Below are 17,558 nucleotides of genomic sequence, written 5' to 3' on the forward strand. Positions count from 1 at the left end.
TAGGTCTTTCACAGCGGCTTGTCCTCGTCGTACTCGTACCGCGGCGAGGACAACGCCGTGCCCGCGACAGCATGCAGCAGCTGCGCTCCGATCTCCTTGAGCGTCCGGCCTTCGGCCTCAACGGCCAGCCGATGAGGGTCGTACGCGGGAAGCGGCGTGTCGTCCAACCGCAGATAGATGAGGACCGCGGACCCCAGTCTGGTCTCCACCTGCTCCGCGAGGGATCGCTCAAGGCGCGGCCAGTCCCGGTCTTTGGAGTTCGCCGAGTACACCGCGATGATCTTGTCTGCTGCGCTCAGTGCGTCGGCGATGTTTTCCTGGATGGTCGTGCCGGCGACGAAGAACTCCATGTCACGGATCACCTGAACCCCATGGTCCTGAAGCCACTGGTTCAGCTTGTCGACCTTGGGTTGATCCGCCCGCGCGTAACTGAGGAAGGCAGACGGAAGCCGCCGCCGTTCCGGCCGGATCAGTCGCTGAAATATTGACGGCTGGAACCGGTGAAGGACCTCGGAGGTCAGCAGTTCGCGCGTGCCTGGCCCCACGAGCCCATCCGCTATCCGATGTTGACGATCCGTTTGAAACGCTCGCACGGCCGCGCTCAGTTCGTCGTCGTAGACGTCACCGGAAGACGACGCACCGGAACCTACGCCAAACCATTCGAGCACGGTCCGCACGTTGCGGCACGCCACCGCCTGATCACCCGGCCGCAGGACGTCGTGCCCCGAGTCGGGATGCCGGAAGTAGTGCTCGAACCGTCTGATCAGCAGATCCGCCATGGTGTTCCATCCATCCCAGCGAGCTGAGCCTGACGGAAGCGGCGCCTCCGTCCAGAGCGCAGCCGATGAAAGTCGTCCATCTGAGGGATTCCCGTGCCTTCACCACAAGCTAGTGGTAGCCAGCAAGCAAGTCGACCGCCGTCACCGCCCCCACAAGAGGTGGAGGAATTGGCGCAGCCAACGCACTGGCGTGCATCGCCGCGAGTAACGCAGGGTGACACATGGCTGCCATCATCGTCCCAGCCGCACGTGGCGAGCTCCTGCTACGCACGGCGACAGCTGCATATCTGGGCCGCTACCGCGGTCGGACCCGGCTACACAGCGAGTCGGACCCCTGGCATTCCCTGCCTTGGTGCACGACTTTGCCGATGAGCGGATGTCACCCACTTCATCCTGGCAGGCCGGGCGTACCGAGACCGCATGGCATCGAGGTCTGCCTGCGGACTATCGCCACACAGCCGCGGAGTGGTCAGTAAAGCTTGATCACGGTTGGCTCAATTTCACCGTTCTCCACCGCGATCAGGTACGCGTTGTCGTGGCGGAAGCCGGGCGAGAAGAAGACTCCTTCGGCGAGACTTCTCGGTCTGGTGCAGTCCTGCGGCTGGCAGTACCAGAGGCCCGTCGTGTCGCCGTAACGGGCGCTGATCACCAGCGCGCCGTCGTCAGCGACTGCCAGGTCGTAGGGGCGGCGGAACGGGTGGGGCGATGCTGCGCTGTGCCCGGTGATCCGGTCGTGGACGACCACGAACCATTCGTGTTGCCACTCCTGTTCGGTGCCGGCGCATTGGTCGGGACACTGGTGCAGGAAAAAGGCGGTGTAGCGCTCGTTCGCGGACACGGCGGGAGCTCGGGCCAGGGTATGAGCAGCGCAGTCGGTCGCGTCGGGCGGGGGCAGGGTCGTCGCCAGCGACACCGAGGTGGTCGGCAGGAGCACGGTCAAGTGCAAGGAGCGGATGACCCCGTCGGTGTCTACCTCTCCGACGCCGTGGCATCGATCGTCGTTGCTGGTGCGGTTGGTGCGGTACTGCACGATGCCGATGCCTGACCGTGGCAGCCAGACGCCGGCATCGATCCGCGGCGCAGTGGTCAACGGTGTAACCAGTCCCGTCGGCAAATCTAGAGCGACGAGCCGGAACTCCGGCGACTCGTGGCACCACACGGTGAGCCCGATGCGTTCGGCCGACATCGAGAAGATCGACAGGACCATGATCGGGCTGCAGTAGTCGAACGGCAGCGGGCGTGGGTCCTTACCTGGTTGCGCGGTCCAGAGAGTGGCCGGCCGCTCATACGCTGCAGCTGCCATGAGGAACCGACCGTCCGGCAGGTAACCGACAGCCGTCGCGCGGTCCCGTGACGCCATCGGGCCGCCGCAGGCGCTGCCAAGCGCGCACAGCACCATACAGACAAGTGCGATCAACGGGGTCCGGTTGGAAGCTCGACCTCCGCGCACTCGGTCGCCGACCACTCCTGCCGTTACATGACCCACGGCGTCAGCCTGCCAGCCCACGCCCACATCACGCGACGGCCTGCCCAGTACCTTCACAAGGTCATCACTTGATCGAGCGCCGTCCACGCGCCTGGGCAGCGCGCTGGAGCGACATCCGGATCTGCCGCATGGTTGTGGCCGCTGGCGGTCGTGGTGTTCTTGGCCGCCACGGCGGTAACGCTGTACGCCGCTGGATACGCGGCGATGATCGACAGGTACGACGGCATCGTGAGCATGTTCAACATCATCACGATCAGCAGCGGCTGCTTGGCGACACTACTGCTGCTGGTCATGCTGCCGATCGCAGCGCTGGTCCATGATGCACTCAGCGAACGTTGACCGGTGCTCGCTGTTCGGCGTCGATGATTCCTTGGCCGGAGTTGGCCAGCGATCATGGCGGCCGGATCTGCCGCCGGTCTCGCGCGGCGGCAGAACCGTGGTCGTCACAGGGAGTGGCAGGCCCAAGCGGGCAGGGGCTTCCCGTCCTGCCGATGTGCATGCGTTGCGCGGATCGTCCGGCGGCGATGCCTACGCGGCGAGCGGTTGAGTTCGACCGCGGGGACAGCGCATACAGTTGCTCGCCTGCGAGCATGATCGCATGCAACTACAGTCACGAAGCCCGAGCGACGGCGTGTACCCGGCCACCGGCGACTACGCGCACGCGATGGAGGTGCGCGGTGCCGAGCGGCTGCTGTTCGTCGCGGGCACGATGGGCCTACGCCCGGACGGCACCCCAGGCGCGACGCTCGCCGAGCAGCTCGACCTGATCTGGTCGAACATCGGGACCATCCTCGCCTCGGCGGACATGACCGTCGACAACATCGTTCGACTCACGAGCTATCTGACCGACGTCTCCTACGCCGAGGCGAATGCTGCCGCCCGGGTGTCCGCTCTCGGTGGACGGGTCATACCCACCACGGCGATCGTCGTCCAGACGCTCGCGAGTGACTGGCTGGTCGAGATCGAGGTGACTGCGGCAGCCTGACACGATCAGGAAGGCTCGTGGGCCTGCTTCGACGCGCTCTTCTGCCGCGATCCGCGTGATTCGCCCGTCGTTGACAACGTCGCCCGCGAGTCGGCCTCCGGTGCCGTGGACGTCCGGCCGCACGGGTGGCGCCCGGTCCGAGCACAGCGCTCCGACCGGGCACCGCTCGTGCCTGACGGCCTCAGGGCGGTCGCCGCCTTACTTCTTGCGAGGCTCCCCGGAGCTCTTGGCCGCATTGTCGCCGCTCTGCTTGCTGGTCGGCGGCTGCTCCACCTCGCTTGCGGGTGGTGCCGTGACGGTGACCGGGACGCCGAAGTCGCCGAAGGTTACGACGTTCCGTGCGCTGCTGTCGTTGAAGTCGAGCTGTACCCGCCGGATCCGGTCCTGGTTGTCCACGTCCACGGCTCCGGTAATGGTCCGCGAACCTCCTGCCGGCTTCGGCTCACCCTTGTCCGTCAGCGAGAAGGTGAACCGCGTGCCGGTCCAACCGTCGCCGGAGGCGGCACCGTCCTCACGGATGTCCGTGGCGGATCGCAGCCGCTGCAAGGTCTGCGCCGGGTCCAGCACGACGAGTTTGACCACGGTGACGGCCATCGGCGCGTCTGCCACCTCCATGCGCGGGGAGACCTCCCAGGTCGTCCCGCCCCGCCGGACGTACATCAGGTCGCCGACGAAGCGGGTCTCGGCGCCTTCCCCGACCGTCGTGATGACCCCCACCCGCTGGACGGGGTCGAAGGCTCCCTCGAACGCCCTCGTACCGCTGGTGCCGTGGATCCGATAGCTCTGCCGGCTGGTGTTCTCGACCGCGGCGACCACCTGCGCCTGAGCCGAGGGCTGGCCGACTGGCAGGGCCAGCACGGTCATGCTCACCGCCAGTACCACCGCTGCCGCGACGCCCAACGGCATCAGGACCCGGCTGTGCCGGCGTTCCCATCTCGCCGGCACAGCCGGCACGGCGGCAATGAGATCGATGCCCGGCGGGCGGTCCTCGGTCCCTCGGATGAGCAGTGCGCGGACTGCTGTCTCGTTCATTGACGGCTCCTCGTGTTGGTTGCTCACCGGACTCCACTCCTCTCCGTCTCGCTTCGGTTGACCGCGGTATCGGACGCGATCAGCCGGCGCATGGCTTGCAGCCCGCGATGTGTGTGGGTTTTGACCGTCCCCGCCGAGCAGCCCATCACTTCGGCGACGTCGGCCTCCGACAGATCTTCGAAGAACCGGAGCACCAGCGCCGTCCGCTGCCGCACTGGCAGCTTCGCGAGCGCGCTGCGGACGTCCTCGGCCGTGGCGCCTGCGTCGCTCATGTCACCCGGAGCGGGCAGGTCAGGCAATTGAGCGCGAGGGACTTCCCGCCGCCACCGGGCACGCCACCAGGACCGGTGGGTGTTGACCAGCATGCGGCGTAGGTATGCGTCAGGCTCGGTGCTGGTATCCAGGCGATGCCATACCCGGTACAACTTGCCCAGACACGCCTGCATCAGGTCCTCGGCCGCGTGCCAGTCACCGGTGAGCAGGACCGCCGTTCTCAGGTGGCGATCTCCCCTATGCCGGACGAAGTCTGCGAAAGACGTATCCACCCGGTCTCCTCCCGTCCCATGAAACCACCCCTGACACTCCTCAAGGCCCACCTCGGGTTGACGTCCGGCGCAAAATGAGGACGCGACCACGATCCCGGCGCCACGGGATCACACCCGACCGCTTTGGTGCGCGTAGACGACGGTATGGACGCGATGGCAGCCGCAGGTGCGGCAACGGCCGGGTGACGGCGGCGGCGGCGGACGTGCCCGCCTTCTGCCGCCGTGCACGCTCATGCCGCCGATCGCGTGCCGTAGGTGCCGATGGTCGTCACGTTCCGTGCATCGTCCGGCAGCCCGGTTGCCAGGTCGATGTACGCTCGTGCTGATGACAGTCCACTCCCGACTCAACCCTTCGGGTCGCCGGTACAGTCGTGAACATGATTGAGTCGCAACCGGGCCCGGACGACAGCGAGCACCGCGCTGCGGGCACTGCCGTACTACCAGTTCCCGAGGCGGCTGCAACGAGCTCGTTGGCCCTGATCGCGATCGTGGTTGCGGCCATCGCGAGCGTGGTGCTCTGGCGGACGCGCACCAAGGCTTGACCGATCGTCGGCGAGGAATGACCGGCGCACCGAATCTGCAGCAGAGTCGCCGTCCTCATCCAGCCGCGATCAGGCACACCACGATCGCCGACGATCGTTACCCTCCGTACGCCGCTCACGGCGCAACCTGCAGACTCAGGCGCCGGATCTGGCGATGTGCGTGCGCGGCACTGGCCGAGTAGTTCGGATGCCCATCGGAGGTCCAGGTCGTTCTTCACCAGGCGCGCCAGGTGTTGTGTCATGCCGGCAAGGTTCCGTGATGATCACGGTAGGCTTCCCGGTCCTGGCGGACGACATCGCGGTTCGGCTGGCGGGTGTCGCGGGGCGGCTGGCGGCGTTGGCAGGCCGGGCTGACCTGGCCGGTGAGTACGGCGTGGAGAGCCATCATCATCGGCTCCAGCCGCCCGCGGCGGAGTCGGCAGTCGCCGAGTTCTAGACGGGCCACGGGGTTCGGCTGCCTGAGCAGTACCGGCGAGGCCGAGCTCGCGGCGATCCTTGACCGTGACCCGGCAGCGCACCGGCGGGCCCGGGCAGCGCAGTGGCTGTTGGAGCTGCCGTCGCTCGGCGCGGCCGGACGGGCCGCGCCCGGATGTCGAGCGGCGCCGCACGGCGGCGGAACAGCTCGCGTTCCACCTCCGCGGCGCCCCGGCCGAGCGGTGTCAGGCGGCGATCACGCGGCTGCTCGACGGCCCAGACACGGTTGTGCGGTCCCGTGCCGTACAGGCGGTCGGGGAGGCACCGGTTCACCCGCCTGCATCCGCTCCTGGAAGCCATGCTGATGACCGAGACCGAGCCGTGGAATCGTCACCATCTGCAGTGGACCCTCACTGGGCCGACCTTCGGCATCTGGTCGCTCGACGAGCTGAAATTGGAGGCTGACGAACCGAAACCGGACGCGGGGATCGCTTGATCACGTGCGCACTCATGCCGCCGGTCGGGCGCTCCGGCTCGACGACGGTCGTCACGCTCCGTACGCCATTCCAGCCGCACGCTCTGGCGGATCCGCTGCGCACTCGTGCCGAAAAGAGTGTGGCCCCAGCGGCGCGGCCAAGTGTTCGGCCCGGTGCGGGTATGGCTACGGTTGTGTGCGTGGGAGCGCAGACAACATGGGATTTCCTTGGTGAGGTTGGCCGTCGGTTCGCCTTCCTCGTGGAGACCTACGGCATGGCAGGTCCCGAGGGCGATGCCAACTCGTCCCTGGTCCAGTACGTGACGACCGAGCTGGTTGTCGCGATTCATTACGGGCACGATCCTCACGACCACGCTGGCCAACGCATCGACGTGTCCGTCAGCCCTGTGAACGTGTATCGGGCCGAGTTGCCCGACCTGGTCGAGGCCGCCGTATTCGCTCCCCGACACAAGGTTGCGTGGAAGGCACATACCGACGACGCCGCACGGGCCACCCTCGATGAGCAGGCGCTGTGGCTGCGAAGACTCATGCCGTTGCTCGTGGAATCGGATGGCGTCGACCTCATCCGGCGCGCCAACGCGCGCCCGACTGACCGCGCGGGGAACCCTCAGCGGCGTTCGCGCAACATCAAGTGGACCTATGGCTGACCTCTCGACGCTTGGGGAGCCGCACGATTCGCTGATCCGCGACATCGTCCGCTACGGCGGTCGAGAAAGCTGCAGACAGGGACTCAACGCGAGCGCACTCATTTGCCACTGGTCGCGCGGCGTCCCAACCGTTTACAGATGATCGCAGTACGAAGAGCAACGACGGTCAAGCGCGTGCGCGAGGTCACGCAGGAAACTGCCGAGCCGCTCGACCTCCTCGGTGGTCGGCGGAGTAATGGGTGCGCCAGCAGCGATGTGTTCTCCGGCCTCATAGAGCGCGACATACAAATCTTCGGCAGTCGCGCGGTCAAGCCGCAGAACGATGTCGTCTGGCATGCGCACTAAGGTACTCGTACCTCGCGCATGGTTCCGTTCGGCTGGCGTGCACGTGGTCTTGACGCCCGTAGCCGACGCTCGCGTGTGCGGTCAGAGTTGCGGTCGCGGCGAAGGCGGCGCCGGCCTGCAGCGCCGCGCCCGTGGGGACAAACAAGAACGCGAGCGTCCCGACAGGCCGGGAACGCCGGATCAGCGTCCCGGCACCGGCTCGCTAACCAGCCCACCAGCACGGCCGTCGCGGCCCACGCCCACCCGGCGTCGAGGATCAGGCTGGCGAACTCCGCGGCCTGCGACCAGCCGCCACGCTCGGCGCGCGCAGTGCCGATCTCGCCGAGCAACACCGGCACGGCGCCCAGCAAAGCAGAGACACGAGATGACGACTGGATGAGCCCGGGGCCGTAGAGTGCTGTGATGGTCGACAGTTGGACTCCTCCGCAGCGGGGAAACTGCACCTGCACGGTTCACCTCGAGCACCTCCTCGACGTGGTGCTGCCGCCGGCCCATCCGGATTTGGAACCCATGACCGTCGCCGAACTGCTTGACACCGGCGACCTCAAAGCCGACCCGCTCACGGAGGCGGACCGAAAGCGGGGCGGCACCGGATACCACTGGTCGCTCTGGGTCGGCGACGCCGCCCGCGGATACTACGACGACCACGCGTCTCTGCAACTCGACGTGGGCATCCTGGCCGCGCCGGGCGTCGAGCGCGTGGAGTGGCTCGACCGGGAAGAGTTCGTGGTCGGCGCGCCGACACTGTGCGTTGACGGGATGACGGCCGTGGTCGCCAACGTGCTGGCCGACCCTCGCGTGCGGGTGTAGAAGCCTGCATCGGAACGGGACACCTCTGCTGCACCGGCGACCGACCCGGGAGCATCGCGGCGGCGCGCGGACGTCGAGTTGTCCGCGCGCTCGTGCCTCGAGTCGCGCATGGTCCGACGTCGCACTAACCTGCGACACCGTCCGGCTCAGGGTTTCGTGGACTACGCGGAGTTTGACGGGGCGCCGCAGGTCGGGCAGTGGGTCGCCGCGGCGGGCAGTGACCGGCCGTCGGCCGAGCGTCGACCCGTTGCGGCGAGGGCCAGGAGCAGCAGTGCCGGTCCTACGACGGCGACCAGTCCCCCAGCGGTGGCCATGGATGACCATTCCGGAGGAATCGCCTGGCCCGGGCCGGTGTTGTCGAGCATCGCACCGATCGGGATCAGGGCGAGTATGCCGATCGGCGTGAGCAGGATCAGCAGCGCCCAGACGCCGCCGGAGTCGTTGCGGGCGGCCAGGCCGAGCGCGAGCAGCGTCGCGCCGATGAGCAACGTCACCGCGGCGGCCGGCAATGCCGATACGGCGGACGGGTAGTAGTCGCCGTTGAAGCCCAGGCGCGGTTCGGTGGCCACGGCAACCGGCACGGTCAACGCCGCGGCGGCGAGCGGCGCCAGCCGGACCCACCAGCGGTGCCGTGCGGAGGCGCCGAGTGCGACGACACCGAGAATGACCTGGGGCAGCAGCACGCTCAGCGGTGGGCGGAAGATTCCAGTCAGCATCGCGGCCGGCAGGACGCCCGCGGTGACCAGCACGGCAAGGACCGCCGCGCGGCGAAACCATCGGCCGGGAGCGACGGCGTGCACGACGGCGGCCAGCAACCACAACGCCCACGCCGCCACCCCGAGGGACAGGAACAGCCCGGCTCCTCGCTGCGCAGCCCAGGGCTCTCTGGGTGCCAGCACCTCGAGGACCGCCCACCAGCTCGCGAACGCGCTGGCGGTCGTCAGCGCGAGCAGGCCGGCGAGCCGGAAGCCGGCGCCGACGCCCGGCGCGGTCCGCAGGCGCCGGCGCAGCCCACCGGCCGCGAGGTCGGCAATGTCGGCGGGCGAGGGTCTCCTGCGGCCGGGCGCGGCCAGGGCCAGGTAGGTGTCCACCAGTTCCGAGCCACGCTTGCGCCGATCGTCGGCCGGATAGAACAGCGTCATCCAGCGCGCATAGCGCCGTTCGAGTTCGGTCATCGCCGGGCGTCCGTGGCCATGCTCTTCCGGACGGCCTCGACGGTCCGGACGGCTCTGCGGCGGGGTCATGCGAGTCCTCGGCTCAGGCGGGGCGCGGCCTTGGCGGCGCGCAGCCGGGCGGTTGCCGCCTTGACGTTGCGGCGCATACGTTCGGTCTCGGCGGCCAGCACCTCGCCGCCCGGCTCGGTGAGCCGGTAGTAGCGGCGTAGCCGGCCTTCGACGATCTCCTCGTGATCGACGCCCACCAGGCCCGCGTCGACCAGCCGGTCCAATGCGCCGTACAACGTGCCGGGCCGCAGCGAGATCCGGCCGTCGGACAACCGGGCCACCTCGGCGATCAGGCCGTAGCCGTGCATCGGCTCGCCAGCCAGGGCGGCGAGCATCAAAAATGTCGGTTCACGCAGTGGGGTTTCCACGCGCCCAATATATCGGCTGCGAAGGTATAACGGAACCTCGCCACCGCCTGCCACCGGCCCGCGCACAAGCCTGAAGCGTTAGGGCGCGTGGTGGGCACGAACGTCGAAGAACCGCAGACCATACCCTGGCCGGGATGGTCGCGCGTGCGAGAGTGGGGCATGCCGTTGAGCAGGTATCAGCTCAGGACTTCGATCGCCGTGTCCGACATACAGCAGGCAGTCGCGTTCTACGAAGGCAAACTGGGCTTGCCGGTGCTGCAGTCCGGCCCCAGTGCCAGCATCGCCGACGGCAGTCGCGTCTATGGTTCTGGTGGCGGACCGGCGTTGAACGTGTACCAGTCGGCTACTGCCGGGAAGACCCCGGCGACACTGGCGACGTGGTATGTCGACGACATTGACCAGGTCGTTGCAGAGCTCGCTTCGTCCGGGGTCGAGTTCGTCCGCTACGACGAGTTCCATCACGACGCCAACGGGATCACTGCCCGCGCCGGTGGCGGGCGTATCGCGTGGTTCCAAGACCCCGACGGCAATACCTTCGCCCTCGAATCCGACGCCTGACTCACCAGCAGCGTGTGGGGTCGCCGGTGCGGCTCAGTGGCGGTTGCCGGGGGTTGTGATGTGGTGTTCGTAGGCGAAGACGACGAGTTGGGCGCGGTCGCGGCAGCCGAGCTTGGTGAGCAGGTGGCTCACGTGGGTCTTCACGGTGCCGTACCCCATGTGCAGGTCCTCGCCGATCTCGCGATTGGACCGGCCGGTGGCGACCGCGGCGAGGACATCGCGTTCGCGGCCGGTGAGGTCCGGCACGGCGGGTGGCGGCGGGGCGGGCGTGGGGGCCAGTTCGGTGAAGCGGGCGATGAGCCGCCGCGTCACGCCGGGTGCGAGGAGCGCGTCGCCGCCGGCCACCACCTCGATCGCCTGGAGCAGGTCCTGCGGGCGGGTCTCCTTGAGCAGGAAACCGCTGGCGCCGGCGTGCAGTGCGGCGAAGACCAGGTCGTCCTGGTCGAACGTGGTCAGCACGAGGACCCGCGCGCCGTGGCAGCCGGGGTCGGCGCAGATGCGGCGGGTCGCCTCGATGCCGTCCATGCGCGGCATCCGGATGTCCATGAGGACCACGTCGGGGTGGGTGCGGCGGACCATGTCGACGGCCTCGGCGCCGTCGGCCGCCTCGCCGACGACTTCGATGCCGTCGGTGGCGTCCAAAAGCATGACGAACCCGGTGCGCACGAGGGCCTGGTCGTCGACGACCGCGACCCGGATCACGACGGCACCGCCCGGACGCGTGACGCCGGCATGGGCAGGGTGGCCTGGACGCGGAAGCCGCCGTCCGGTGCGGGACCGGCGGCGAGCCGGCCGCCGAGCAGCGCCGCCCGTTCGGTGAGCCCGCGCAGCCCGTGACCCGACCCGGCCGGGTCGCCGCCCGCGGTGCCCGCGGTGCCCGCGGTGCCGTTGTCGGTGATCTCGATGCTGGTGGCCGTGTCGGTGTGCTCGACGCGAACGGTGGCGGTCGTCGCGTGTGCGTGCTTCACCACGTTGGTCAGGGACTCCTGCACGATGCGGTACGTGGCCAGCTCCACCGCGGGCACGTCGACCGGGGGTTCGCCGTGGACGTGCAGCGTGACGTCGATCCCGCTGCCGCGCACGGCGTCAACGAGCCCGGCCAGGCCGCCGGCACCCGGCAGCGGCGCCGCCTGCCCGGAACTGGCCGCCTGCCCAGAGCTGTCGGTGTCGTCGCGTAGCAGGCCGAGCAGGGACCGGGTCTGGGCCAGGGCCTCGCGGCTGGTGTCGGCGATCACCTCGAGGGTGCGTTCGGCCTGGTCGGGTCGGGTGTGGATGAGGTGCGCGCCGACGCCGGCGTGGACGGCGATCAGCGACATGCTGTGCGCGACCACGTCGTGCAGCTCCCGGGCGATGCGCAGCCGCTCCTCGGTGGTGGCGCGGGCCGCCTCCTGCCGGGCGGCCGCGGCGTCGCTGCGGGCGGCGTGCAGTTCGGCGGCGACCCGGCCGCGGCGCAGCCGGACCCCGTCGCCGAGAGCCCACGCCGCGACGAGCAGCGCGACCGTGGACAGGAAGGCGTCGCCGGCGTTGTCGGGGATGCCGGCGGCGCTGATCGCGGTGTACCCGGCGACGGCGGTGGCCAGGGCGGCCAGGCTGCGGCGGCGCGGGTGCCGGGCGGCGACCGCGCACAGGGCGGCGGTGACCAGCCACGGCAGCAGGCCGACGTAGTGCCCGGCCGCGGCGACGACGACCGCGGCGACGGTGCTCGCGGCGAACCAGCGGGCCGGGTGGGTGTGCCACCAGAACCCCGACAGGCCGGCGCCGGCGGTGACCGCCGTGGCGAACAGGTCGGGGTCGCGCAGCGCGGGGTCGACGGCGTGGAGGTCGGTGCGCAGCAGGACCACGCAGGCGGCACCGGCGGCGACGACGGCGAGCAGCGCGTCGCGCCACGTCGCCGACGGTCGCAGGGTCACGGTCCTGACCGTACGCGCCGGTCGGGCCCCGATCGTCCTCCGCGCGGTGGAGGCCGCCTCTACCCGCAGACAGAGACAGGACGGGTCCGCGGCCAGACGCGCCGGCGGGGGCCGCTGATCGATCGTGGTGGTACACCACCCGACGGAGGAGACCACGCAGATGTTCCCCAACCTCACCGCGCCGCAGAAGGCGGCCGGTTACTACCTCATCGCACTGTCGATGTCGACGGTGCTCGCGCTGGTAGTGCCCAGCGACGACGGCGCGGCGCTGTTCGGCATGTTCTCACCGCTGGTCGCGGTGCTGGTGATGCTCCTGGTCGTCACGCCCGACGGGCGGCGCCGGGAGCACTGGCGAAGTCTCGGCCTGCACCGGCTGGGCCTGCGCACCTGGCCGGTCGCGTTCCTGCTGCCGGTCGTGATCCTGGCGGTCGGATACCTGCTTGCCGCCGCGACCGGCGTGGCGAGTTTCGACCTCGGCGCGATGGCCGAGACCGACGTCGTCGGCGACTTCGTGATCGGGCTCGCGATCACCGTCATCCTCGGGCTCGGTGAGGAGATCGGCTGGCGGGGGTACCTGCTGCCGCTGGTCCGGCAGAGCTGGCCGCGTGCCGGTGCGCTGGTCGTCGGGTTCCTGCACGGCGTGTGGCACCTGCCGGTGCTCCTGCTCACCGGGTACCTCGCCGGCATCCCGGGCAGCCCGTTCGTCATCATTCCGGTGTTCCTGGTGACGCTGACCGCGGCCGGCGGCGTCTACGCGTGGCTGCGCGACCGCAGCGGCAGCGTCTGGTCGGTGGTGCTCATGCACCAGGCGTTCAACACCGTCAACGAGGCCGTCCTGCGGGGCGCGACGGTGGCGGCGCCGGTGGCGTTCACGTACACCACCGGCGAGACCGGGGTCGTCACGTCCGCCCTGGTGATCGCCGTCGCGTTTGGTGTTTCGGGGATGCTGCCGCACCATCGGGGAGACGTGAGGACGGCAACGGCGGTGACGGTCTGACCGGGGTGGCAGAGTGACAGGTGCGATGCAGGCGGTTCGCGACCTGGTCCAGGCACTGGACCAGGCCCGCCCCGAGGACCTGCCGGCGGTGGCGACCCGGGTCGCCGCCGGGCTCGGCGTGCTGGACATCGAGCTGTTCCTGGTCGACTACGGGCAGGTCGAGCTGCTGCCGCTGGCCCGTGAGCACGGCGGGCAGGGCGAGCCGGTGCGCATCGACGGCACCCTGGCCGGGCGGGCCTACACCAGCGGCGAGCCGGTCCGGGCCGGCTCGCCGGGCGATGAGCGGATCTGGGTGCCGGTCGTCAGCGGCGCCGACCGGCTCGGCGTGCTCGCCGCGCACCTGGGCACCCCGCCCGGCGGTGTCCCGGCCGGGGACGACGCGGAGGTCCTGCGGGACCTGCTGGCCCTGGCCGCGGCGTTCGCCGGGATCGTGGCGACCCGCCGCACCTACGGCGACGCCCTGGAGCGCACCCGGCGGCGGCTGCCGATGCAGCTCGCCGCCGAGATCATCTGGAACCAGCTGCCGCCGCTGACCTTCGCGACCTCGGACGCGGCGGTCGCGGCGATCCTGGAGCCCTGCTACGACGTCGGCGGCGACGCGTTCGACTACGCCATCAACGAGTGCGTGCTGCACGTGGCGGTGTTCGACGCGGTCGGGCACGGGATCGCGGCCAGCGCGCTGACGTCGCTGGCGATCAGCGCGTACCGCAACGCCCGCCGCTGTGGGCTGGACCTCGTCGACACGTACCGGTCGGTGGACAAGTGGGTGCACGCTCAGTATCCGCAGGACTACGTCACGGCGATCCTCGGCGAGCTGGACATCACCACTGGCATCTATCGGAAGATCAGTGCCGGGCACCCCGAGGAGCTCCTGCTGCGCGACGGGCGGCTGGTGCGGACCCTGCCCGCCCCGACCGCCCTGCCGCTCGGCCTGGGCTACCTCGGTGACCCGATGCCGCTCGTCAGCGAGGAGCGCCTCGAGCCGGGTGACGCCCTGCTGCTCTACACCGACGGCGTGACCGAGGCCCGCACCGAGGACGGTGAGCAGTTCGGCGTCGACCGGCTGGTCGAGTGCGTCAAGAAGGCTCTCGCGGACCAGCTGCGGCCGGCCGAGACGATGCGCCGGCTGGTGCGGACCCTGCTCACCCACCAGCGCGACCAGCTGCAGGACGACGCGACCGCCGTGCTGCTCACCTGGACCCCGAGCGGGAACGTCTAGCCGGGCTCTCGGGCCGTGCGGAGGTCCAGCATCAGCAGGACCTTGTCGTAGCGGCGCGGGCCGACGGCGACGAAGCCGGGAAGCCGGCCGTATTCGGTGAAGCCCAGCGACCGGTACAGGTGCAGCGCGTTGCTGTTGTCGCCGCGGGCGTCCAGGGTCAGCACCTCGATCCCCGCCCGCCGGGCGTCGTCGATCAGCGCCGCGGTCAGCGCCCGCCCGATGCCGCGGCCGTGGACGTCGCCGGCCACGGCGAGCTTCTCCAGGTCGGCGTGCGGCCGGTGGGTCGGCCGGGTGTAGCGCAGCCAGTACCCGAGTCCGGCGAGCCGGCCGTCGACGTAGGCGGCCCGCAGCGCGCCGTCCCCGGCCCGCGCCGCGGCGGCGACGTGCGCGAGCAGCTCCCCGACCTCGGCGGGCGACGGCGGCTCGACCCAGCCGAGCGCGGCGCCGCCGCGGACGAGATCCGCCAGGATCCGCTGTGCCGCCGCCACGAACCGCGGGTCGGCGCTGGATGCCGTCGCGTCTGCCACCGCCGGTTGGATCACAGCCGACAGCGTAGCTTCGCCCGCGGTGCCCGGGACGGGGCTGCGGACGGGCGGCGCGACCCGGATCATGGGTGCATGGGGGAAGCGCGGCGGGGACCGATCGGGTGGCCGCTCGCGGCGGGTGTCGCGCTCGGGGGTGCGTCCTTCGCCGCGGACCTGGCCGGTGGCGGCCTGCGGACCGTGCTGCAGCTGGCCGCGAGCACGGGCTTCGCGTGGGGGTATGCCGCGCTGGTCGCGGCGTTCCCGGCGCGGTCGCGCGGGGCGGCGGTGGCCGCGGCCGTGACGGTGCTGAGCGCCGCGACGGTCTGCTACTACGCGTTGAATCTCAGCGGCGACCGCTGGCGCGGCCAAGGGCTCGGTCCGGTGCTGGTGGCGCTGGCGTACTGGCTGCTCATGTCGGTGGCCGGTGGCGTGGTCCTCGGCGTGCTGGCGCACGCGGTCCGCTCGGACCGGCCCCCGCTCGCCGCGGCCGCCGCCGGGCTCGTCTGCGGGCTGCTGGCCGGGGCCGGCATCCAGATCGTCGCGGCCCGCCTCGCGGTCGGCGACTACCGGGGGATGGCGCTGGTGGAGGGCTTCGTGCAGGCCGCGGCCGGTGTCGCGGTCACCATCTGGATGTTCAGCCGGCGGCGGGGGCCGCGGTCCTGGCCGAGGTTCGCCGCCGTGGCCGTCGCGGCGTGCACCGCCGGGGCCATGGCCTGGGACGCGGTGGAGTCCGTCCACGTCGCCGGCTTCTGACACCGGACCGTGCGCCCGGCGTCCGCGCCGCGATGGCCGGCACGGTGATCCCCGGCCTGATCACCGTGCGCACGGCGGGCAGGGCGAGCCGGTCCGCACGGACCCGGCGGCGCCGTGGTCCAGGCCCGCCGCTCACAGATCCAGGACGAGGTCGGTGCGGGGGCGGGCGCAGCAGATGAGGACGGTGCCCTCGGCGGGCGGGTCCAGGGGCTCCGGGACCGAGTCGATGTCGCCGGACAACAGGCCGGTCTCGCAGGTGTGGCAGACGCCGGTGCGGCAGGACCAGCGGACCGGCACGTGGCAGTCCTCGGCGAGATTCAGGACGCTGCCGTCGCTGTCGGACCAGCCGGCCGTGACGCCGCTGCGCGCGAACGTGATCGTCGGACCCGGGCCGGGGCGGGACCGGGGCGGGCCGGCGGCTGCCTGACGTACACCTGGCGCCAATGTTGCCAGCGAGGTGAACTCCTCCCGATGGATCCGCGAGACGCCGGCCGCCGACAGGGCCGTGGTGACGTCGTCCATGAACCCCGCCGGACCGCACACGAACGCGACGGCGGGTGGCAGGCCCAGGCCGCTCAGGACGCGGGCGTCGAGCCGGCCGGCGATCGTGTAGTCGGTGCCGGGGCGGTCCTGCGGGCGGGGACGGCTGTAGCAGACGACCTCGCGGGCCGATGGCAGCTCGGCGAGCAGTGCCCGGACCTCCGCGGCGAACACGTGGCCGGCGCCGTCGCGGGCGCCGTGCAGCCACCAGACCGGGCGGCCGGAGCGGTGCTCGACGAGGTCGTGCAGCATCGCCAGCAGCGGGGTGGCGCCGATCCCGGCCGAGACGAGCAGCACCGGATCGCCGGATTGGTCCAGGGTGAAGGTGCCGCGGGGTGCGGCGGCGTCCAGCTGCACGCCGGCCCGCGCGTGTTCGCGGAGGTATCCGCTGCCGGCACCGCCGGGCTCGTGTTTGACGCTGATGCGGTAGGACCCTCCGGCGGGCGACCCGGACAGCGAATAGCTGCGGACCAGTCCGGGGGCGAGGCGCACGGTGAGGAACTGGCCGGCGGCAGCGGCGGGCAGCGGCGTCCCGTCGGGCGCGGCGAGCCGCAGTGACGTGACGTCGGCGGTCTCCTGGTGCACGCCGGTCACCACGAGCGGGCGGAACCCCGGCCACGCCGGCGGTGGCGCGACGGTGGCGAGCCCGGGGTTGCCGGCGGGCTCCTCCGGCTGGTCGAGCAGCGCCCGCATGGACGCCTTCCAGCCGGGGCTGAGCGCCTCGACACGCAGCGCCCGCGCGACGGTGGCGCGGTCGTGCCCGGGCAGGTACAGCAGCGCGTCGATCTCGGCGACGGTGATCCGCTCCGGGCCGTCGGCGACCTTGACGATGGCGTCGCCGGCGCGGACCTCGCCCTCGGCGATGACCCGCAGGTAGAAGCCGGGGCGGTGGTGCGCGACCAGCAGCGCCGGGATCTGCGGCTCGCCGAGGCGCAGCCCGACCCGGTAGCAGGTCACCCGCGGCTGGGTCACCTCGACGACGGCACCCCCGACGCGGAACCGGTCACCGACGCACACCTCGTCGTCGGGCAGGCCGTCGACGGTGAAGTTCTCGCCGAAGTGCCCGGGCGCCAGGTCGTCGCGGCCGAGGACGCCGGCCCAGTGCCGGTAGGAGTCGAGCTGGTAGACCAGCACGGCCCGCTGCTCGCCGCCGTGGCCGGCGAGGTCGCCCTGGCCGTCGCCGTCGAGGTTGATCCGGCGCAGCATGACCGGCCCGTCGACCGGCGCCTTCCAGACGCCGGTGTGCACGGTGCGACCCTGCCACGCGACGTCCTTCGGCAGGCCCACGTTCACCGACACCAGCGTCGCCACGGCACCGACGTTAGCGGCGTTCCCCGCAGGCGCCACCCCTTCAGCGGATGACTTCTGCCCGAGTTCTGCAAACT

Annotated in this window: 22 protein-coding genes; 10 read left to right on the top strand and 12 right to left on the bottom strand. The window is 70.8% G+C overall.

Annotated elements, in window-relative coordinates; translation table 11 throughout:
- Positions 1-8 precede the first annotated feature (8 nt).
- The 3 genes from AB0K00_RS32050 to AB0K00_RS32060 form a co-directional block, all read right to left on the bottom strand.
- Positions 9-779 (bottom strand): TIR domain-containing protein, encoded by a 771-nt coding sequence (locus AB0K00_RS32050; RefSeq protein ID WP_363527909.1) that lies wholly within the window; start codon positions 777-779, stop codon positions 9-11.
- Positions 780-1,248: 469 nt separating this feature from the next.
- Positions 1,249-2,196, bottom strand: coding sequence for a hypothetical protein (locus tag AB0K00_RS32055; RefSeq protein WP_363527912.1), 948 nt, complete (start codon positions 2,194-2,196; stop codon positions 1,249-1,251).
- Between the two features lie 122 nt (positions 2,197-2,318).
- Positions 2,319-2,558 carry a hypothetical protein gene (locus AB0K00_RS32060; protein WP_363527914.1) on the bottom strand — a complete coding sequence of 80 codons (240 nt, stop codon included), beginning with the start codon at positions 2,556-2,558 and terminating at the stop codon, positions 2,319-2,321.
- Positions 2,559-2,863: 305 nt separating this feature from the next.
- Here AB0K00_RS32060 and AB0K00_RS32065 point away from each other — a divergent pair, with 305 nt between their 5' ends.
- The gene (locus AB0K00_RS32065; protein WP_363527917.1) at positions 2,864-3,250 is read left to right on the top strand and encodes a RidA family protein; all 387 of its coding nucleotides are present in this window, start codon (positions 2,864-2,866) and stop codon (positions 3,248-3,250) included.
- A 198-nt stretch (positions 3,251-3,448) separates the two neighbouring features.
- On the opposite strand, the gene AB0K00_RS32070 is transcribed toward AB0K00_RS32065, so the two are convergent.
- Both AB0K00_RS32070 and AB0K00_RS32075 read right to left on the bottom strand, forming a co-directional pair.
- Positions 3,449-4,282, bottom strand: coding sequence for a hypothetical protein (locus AB0K00_RS32070; RefSeq protein WP_363527920.1), 834 nt, complete (start codon positions 4,280-4,282; stop codon positions 3,449-3,451).
- A gap of 23 nt (positions 4,283-4,305) precedes the next feature.
- Entirely contained in the window at positions 4,306-4,827 is a 522-nt protein-coding gene (locus tag AB0K00_RS32075; RefSeq protein ID WP_363527923.1) for a SigE family RNA polymerase sigma factor, read from the bottom strand.
- Positions 4,828-5,204: 377 nt separating this feature from the next.
- Between AB0K00_RS32075 and AB0K00_RS32080 the strand changes: the two genes are divergently transcribed.
- The 4 genes from AB0K00_RS32080 (at position 5,205) to AB0K00_RS32095 (ending at position 6,926) form a co-directional block, all read left to right on the top strand.
- A complete protein-coding gene (locus tag AB0K00_RS32080) occupies positions 5,205-5,369 on the top strand; it encodes a hypothetical protein (RefSeq protein WP_363527926.1) in 165 nt (54 codons plus the stop codon).
- Between the two features lie 259 nt (positions 5,370-5,628).
- Positions 5,629-5,805 carry a hypothetical protein gene (locus tag AB0K00_RS32085; protein ID WP_363527929.1) on the top strand — a complete coding sequence of 59 codons (177 nt, stop codon included), beginning with the start codon at positions 5,629-5,631 and terminating at the stop codon, positions 5,803-5,805.
- 342 nt (positions 5,806-6,147) lie between these two features.
- Positions 6,148-6,279 carry a hypothetical protein gene (locus AB0K00_RS32090; RefSeq protein WP_363527932.1) on the top strand — a complete coding sequence of 44 codons (132 nt, stop codon included), beginning with the start codon at positions 6,148-6,150 and terminating at the stop codon, positions 6,277-6,279.
- A gap of 179 nt (positions 6,280-6,458) precedes the next feature.
- Positions 6,459-6,926 carry a hypothetical protein gene (locus tag AB0K00_RS32095; protein ID WP_363527935.1) on the top strand — a complete coding sequence of 156 codons (468 nt, stop codon included), beginning with the start codon at positions 6,459-6,461 and terminating at the stop codon, positions 6,924-6,926.
- Positions 6,927-7,058: 132 nt separating this feature from the next.
- Here AB0K00_RS32095 and AB0K00_RS32100 read toward each other — a convergent pair whose 3' ends face one another.
- Positions 7,059-7,262, bottom strand: a complete 204-nt coding sequence (locus tag AB0K00_RS32100; RefSeq protein ID WP_363527938.1) for a hypothetical protein — start codon at positions 7,260-7,262, stop codon at positions 7,059-7,061.
- 411 nt (positions 7,263-7,673) lie between these two features.
- On the opposite strand from AB0K00_RS32100, the gene AB0K00_RS32105 reads away from it, so the two are divergent.
- Positions 7,674-8,081 carry a hypothetical protein gene (locus AB0K00_RS32105; protein WP_363527941.1) on the top strand — a complete coding sequence of 136 codons (408 nt, stop codon included), beginning with the start codon at positions 7,674-7,676 and terminating at the stop codon, positions 8,079-8,081.
- A gap of 161 nt (positions 8,082-8,242) precedes the next feature.
- Here AB0K00_RS32105 and AB0K00_RS32110 read toward each other — a convergent pair whose 3' ends face one another.
- Both AB0K00_RS32110 and AB0K00_RS32115 read right to left on the bottom strand, forming a co-directional pair.
- Positions 8,243-9,256: a hypothetical protein gene (locus AB0K00_RS32110; protein WP_363527944.1), complete on the bottom strand. Its 1,014-nt coding sequence runs from the start codon at positions 9,254-9,256 to the stop codon at positions 8,243-8,245.
- A gap of 65 nt (positions 9,257-9,321) precedes the next feature.
- Complete coding sequence (locus AB0K00_RS32115) at positions 9,322-9,672, bottom strand: PadR family transcriptional regulator (protein ID WP_363527947.1); 351 nt, start codon at positions 9,670-9,672, stop codon at positions 9,322-9,324.
- Between the two features lie 87 nt (positions 9,673-9,759).
- Between AB0K00_RS32115 and AB0K00_RS32120 the strand changes: the two genes are divergently transcribed.
- On the top strand, positions 9,760-10,230 hold the full coding sequence (locus tag AB0K00_RS32120) for a VOC family protein (protein WP_363527950.1): 471 nt from the start codon (positions 9,760-9,762) through the stop codon (positions 10,228-10,230).
- A gap of 33 nt (positions 10,231-10,263) precedes the next feature.
- On the opposite strand, the gene AB0K00_RS32125 is transcribed toward AB0K00_RS32120, so the two are convergent.
- Positions 10,264-10,932 (bottom strand): response regulator transcription factor, encoded by a 669-nt coding sequence (locus tag AB0K00_RS32125; RefSeq protein ID WP_363527953.1) that lies wholly within the window; start codon positions 10,930-10,932, stop codon positions 10,264-10,266.
- Positions 10,929-12,140 carry a sensor histidine kinase gene (locus AB0K00_RS32130; protein ID WP_363527956.1) on the bottom strand — a complete coding sequence of 404 codons (1,212 nt, stop codon included), beginning with the start codon at positions 12,138-12,140 and terminating at the stop codon, positions 10,929-10,931. Before AB0K00_RS32130 ends, AB0K00_RS32125 begins: the two co-directional genes overlap by 4 nt.
- Positions 12,141-12,264: 124 nt before the next feature.
- On the opposite strand from AB0K00_RS32130, the gene AB0K00_RS32135 reads away from it, so the two are divergent.
- Positions 12,265-13,137 (top strand): type II CAAX endopeptidase family protein, encoded by an 873-nt coding sequence (locus tag AB0K00_RS32135; RefSeq protein WP_363527958.1) that lies wholly within the window; start codon positions 12,265-12,267, stop codon positions 13,135-13,137.
- A 25-nt stretch (positions 13,138-13,162) separates the two neighbouring features.
- Complete coding sequence (locus AB0K00_RS32140) at positions 13,163-14,356, top strand: PP2C family protein-serine/threonine phosphatase (RefSeq protein ID WP_363527961.1); 1,194 nt, start codon at positions 13,163-13,165, stop codon at positions 14,354-14,356.
- Here the strand turns inward: AB0K00_RS32140 and AB0K00_RS32145 are convergent.
- Positions 14,353-14,898, bottom strand: a complete 546-nt coding sequence (locus tag AB0K00_RS32145; RefSeq protein WP_363527964.1) for an N-acetyltransferase — start codon at positions 14,896-14,898, stop codon at positions 14,353-14,355. The two genes, AB0K00_RS32140 and AB0K00_RS32145, sit on opposite strands and share 4 nt — an antisense overlap.
- A gap of 75 nt (positions 14,899-14,973) precedes the next feature.
- On the opposite strand from AB0K00_RS32145, the gene AB0K00_RS32150 reads away from it, so the two are divergent.
- A complete protein-coding gene (locus tag AB0K00_RS32150; RefSeq protein ID WP_363527967.1) occupies positions 14,974-15,633 on the top strand; it encodes a DUF6518 family protein in 660 nt (219 codons plus the stop codon).
- A gap of 132 nt (positions 15,634-15,765) precedes the next feature.
- On the opposite strand, the gene AB0K00_RS32155 is transcribed toward AB0K00_RS32150, so the two are convergent.
- A complete protein-coding gene (locus tag AB0K00_RS32155; protein ID WP_363527970.1) occupies positions 15,766-17,484 on the bottom strand; it encodes an MOSC and FAD-binding oxidoreductase domain-containing protein in 1,719 nt (572 codons plus the stop codon).
- Positions 17,485-17,558: the final 74 nt, after the last annotated feature.

It is taken from the genome of Dactylosporangium sp. NPDC049525 (assembly GCF_040676755.1).
In the GTDB taxonomy this organism is placed as follows: Bacteria; Actinomycetota; Actinomycetes; order Mycobacteriales; family Micromonosporaceae; genus Dactylosporangium.

Bases quoted from the DNA above. Each gene is read 5' to 3' on its own strand.
- AB0K00_RS32060 (WP_363527914.1), bottom strand. From the start codon at position 2,558: ATGACCAGCAGCAGTAGTGTCGCCAAGCAGCCGCTGCTGATCGTGATG.
- AB0K00_RS32110 (WP_363527944.1), bottom strand. From the start codon at position 9,256: ATGACCGAACTCGAACGGCGCTATGCGCGCTGGATGACGCTGTTCTAT.
- AB0K00_RS32050 (WP_363527909.1), bottom strand. From the start codon at position 779: ATGGCGGATCTGCTGATCAGACGGTTCGAGCACTACTTCCGGCATCCC.
- AB0K00_RS32065 (WP_363527917.1), top strand. From the start codon at position 2,864: ATGCAACTACAGTCACGAAGCCCGAGCGACGGCGTGTACCCGGCCACC.
- AB0K00_RS32070 (WP_363527920.1), bottom strand. From the start codon at position 4,282: ATGAACGAGACAGCAGTCCGCGCACTGCTCATCCGAGGGACCGAGGAC.
- AB0K00_RS32090 (WP_363527932.1), top strand. From the start codon at position 6,148: ATGACCGAGACCGAGCCGTGGAATCGTCACCATCTGCAGTGGACCCTC.
- AB0K00_RS32140 (WP_363527961.1), top strand. From the start codon at position 13,163: ATGCAGGCGGTTCGCGACCTGGTCCAGGCACTGGACCAGGCCCGCCCC.
- AB0K00_RS32080 (WP_363527926.1), top strand. From the start codon at position 5,205: ATGATTGAGTCGCAACCGGGCCCGGACGACAGCGAGCACCGCGCTGCG.
- AB0K00_RS32085 (WP_363527929.1), top strand. From the start codon at position 5,629: ATGATCACGGTAGGCTTCCCGGTCCTGGCGGACGACATCGCGGTTCGG.
- AB0K00_RS32105 (WP_363527941.1), top strand. From the start codon at position 7,674: ATGGTCGACAGTTGGACTCCTCCGCAGCGGGGAAACTGCACCTGCACG.
- AB0K00_RS32100 (WP_363527938.1), bottom strand. From the start codon at position 7,262: ATGCCAGACGACATCGTTCTGCGGCTTGACCGCGCGACTGCCGAAGAT.
- AB0K00_RS32150 (WP_363527967.1), top strand. From the start codon at position 14,974: ATGGGGGAAGCGCGGCGGGGACCGATCGGGTGGCCGCTCGCGGCGGGT.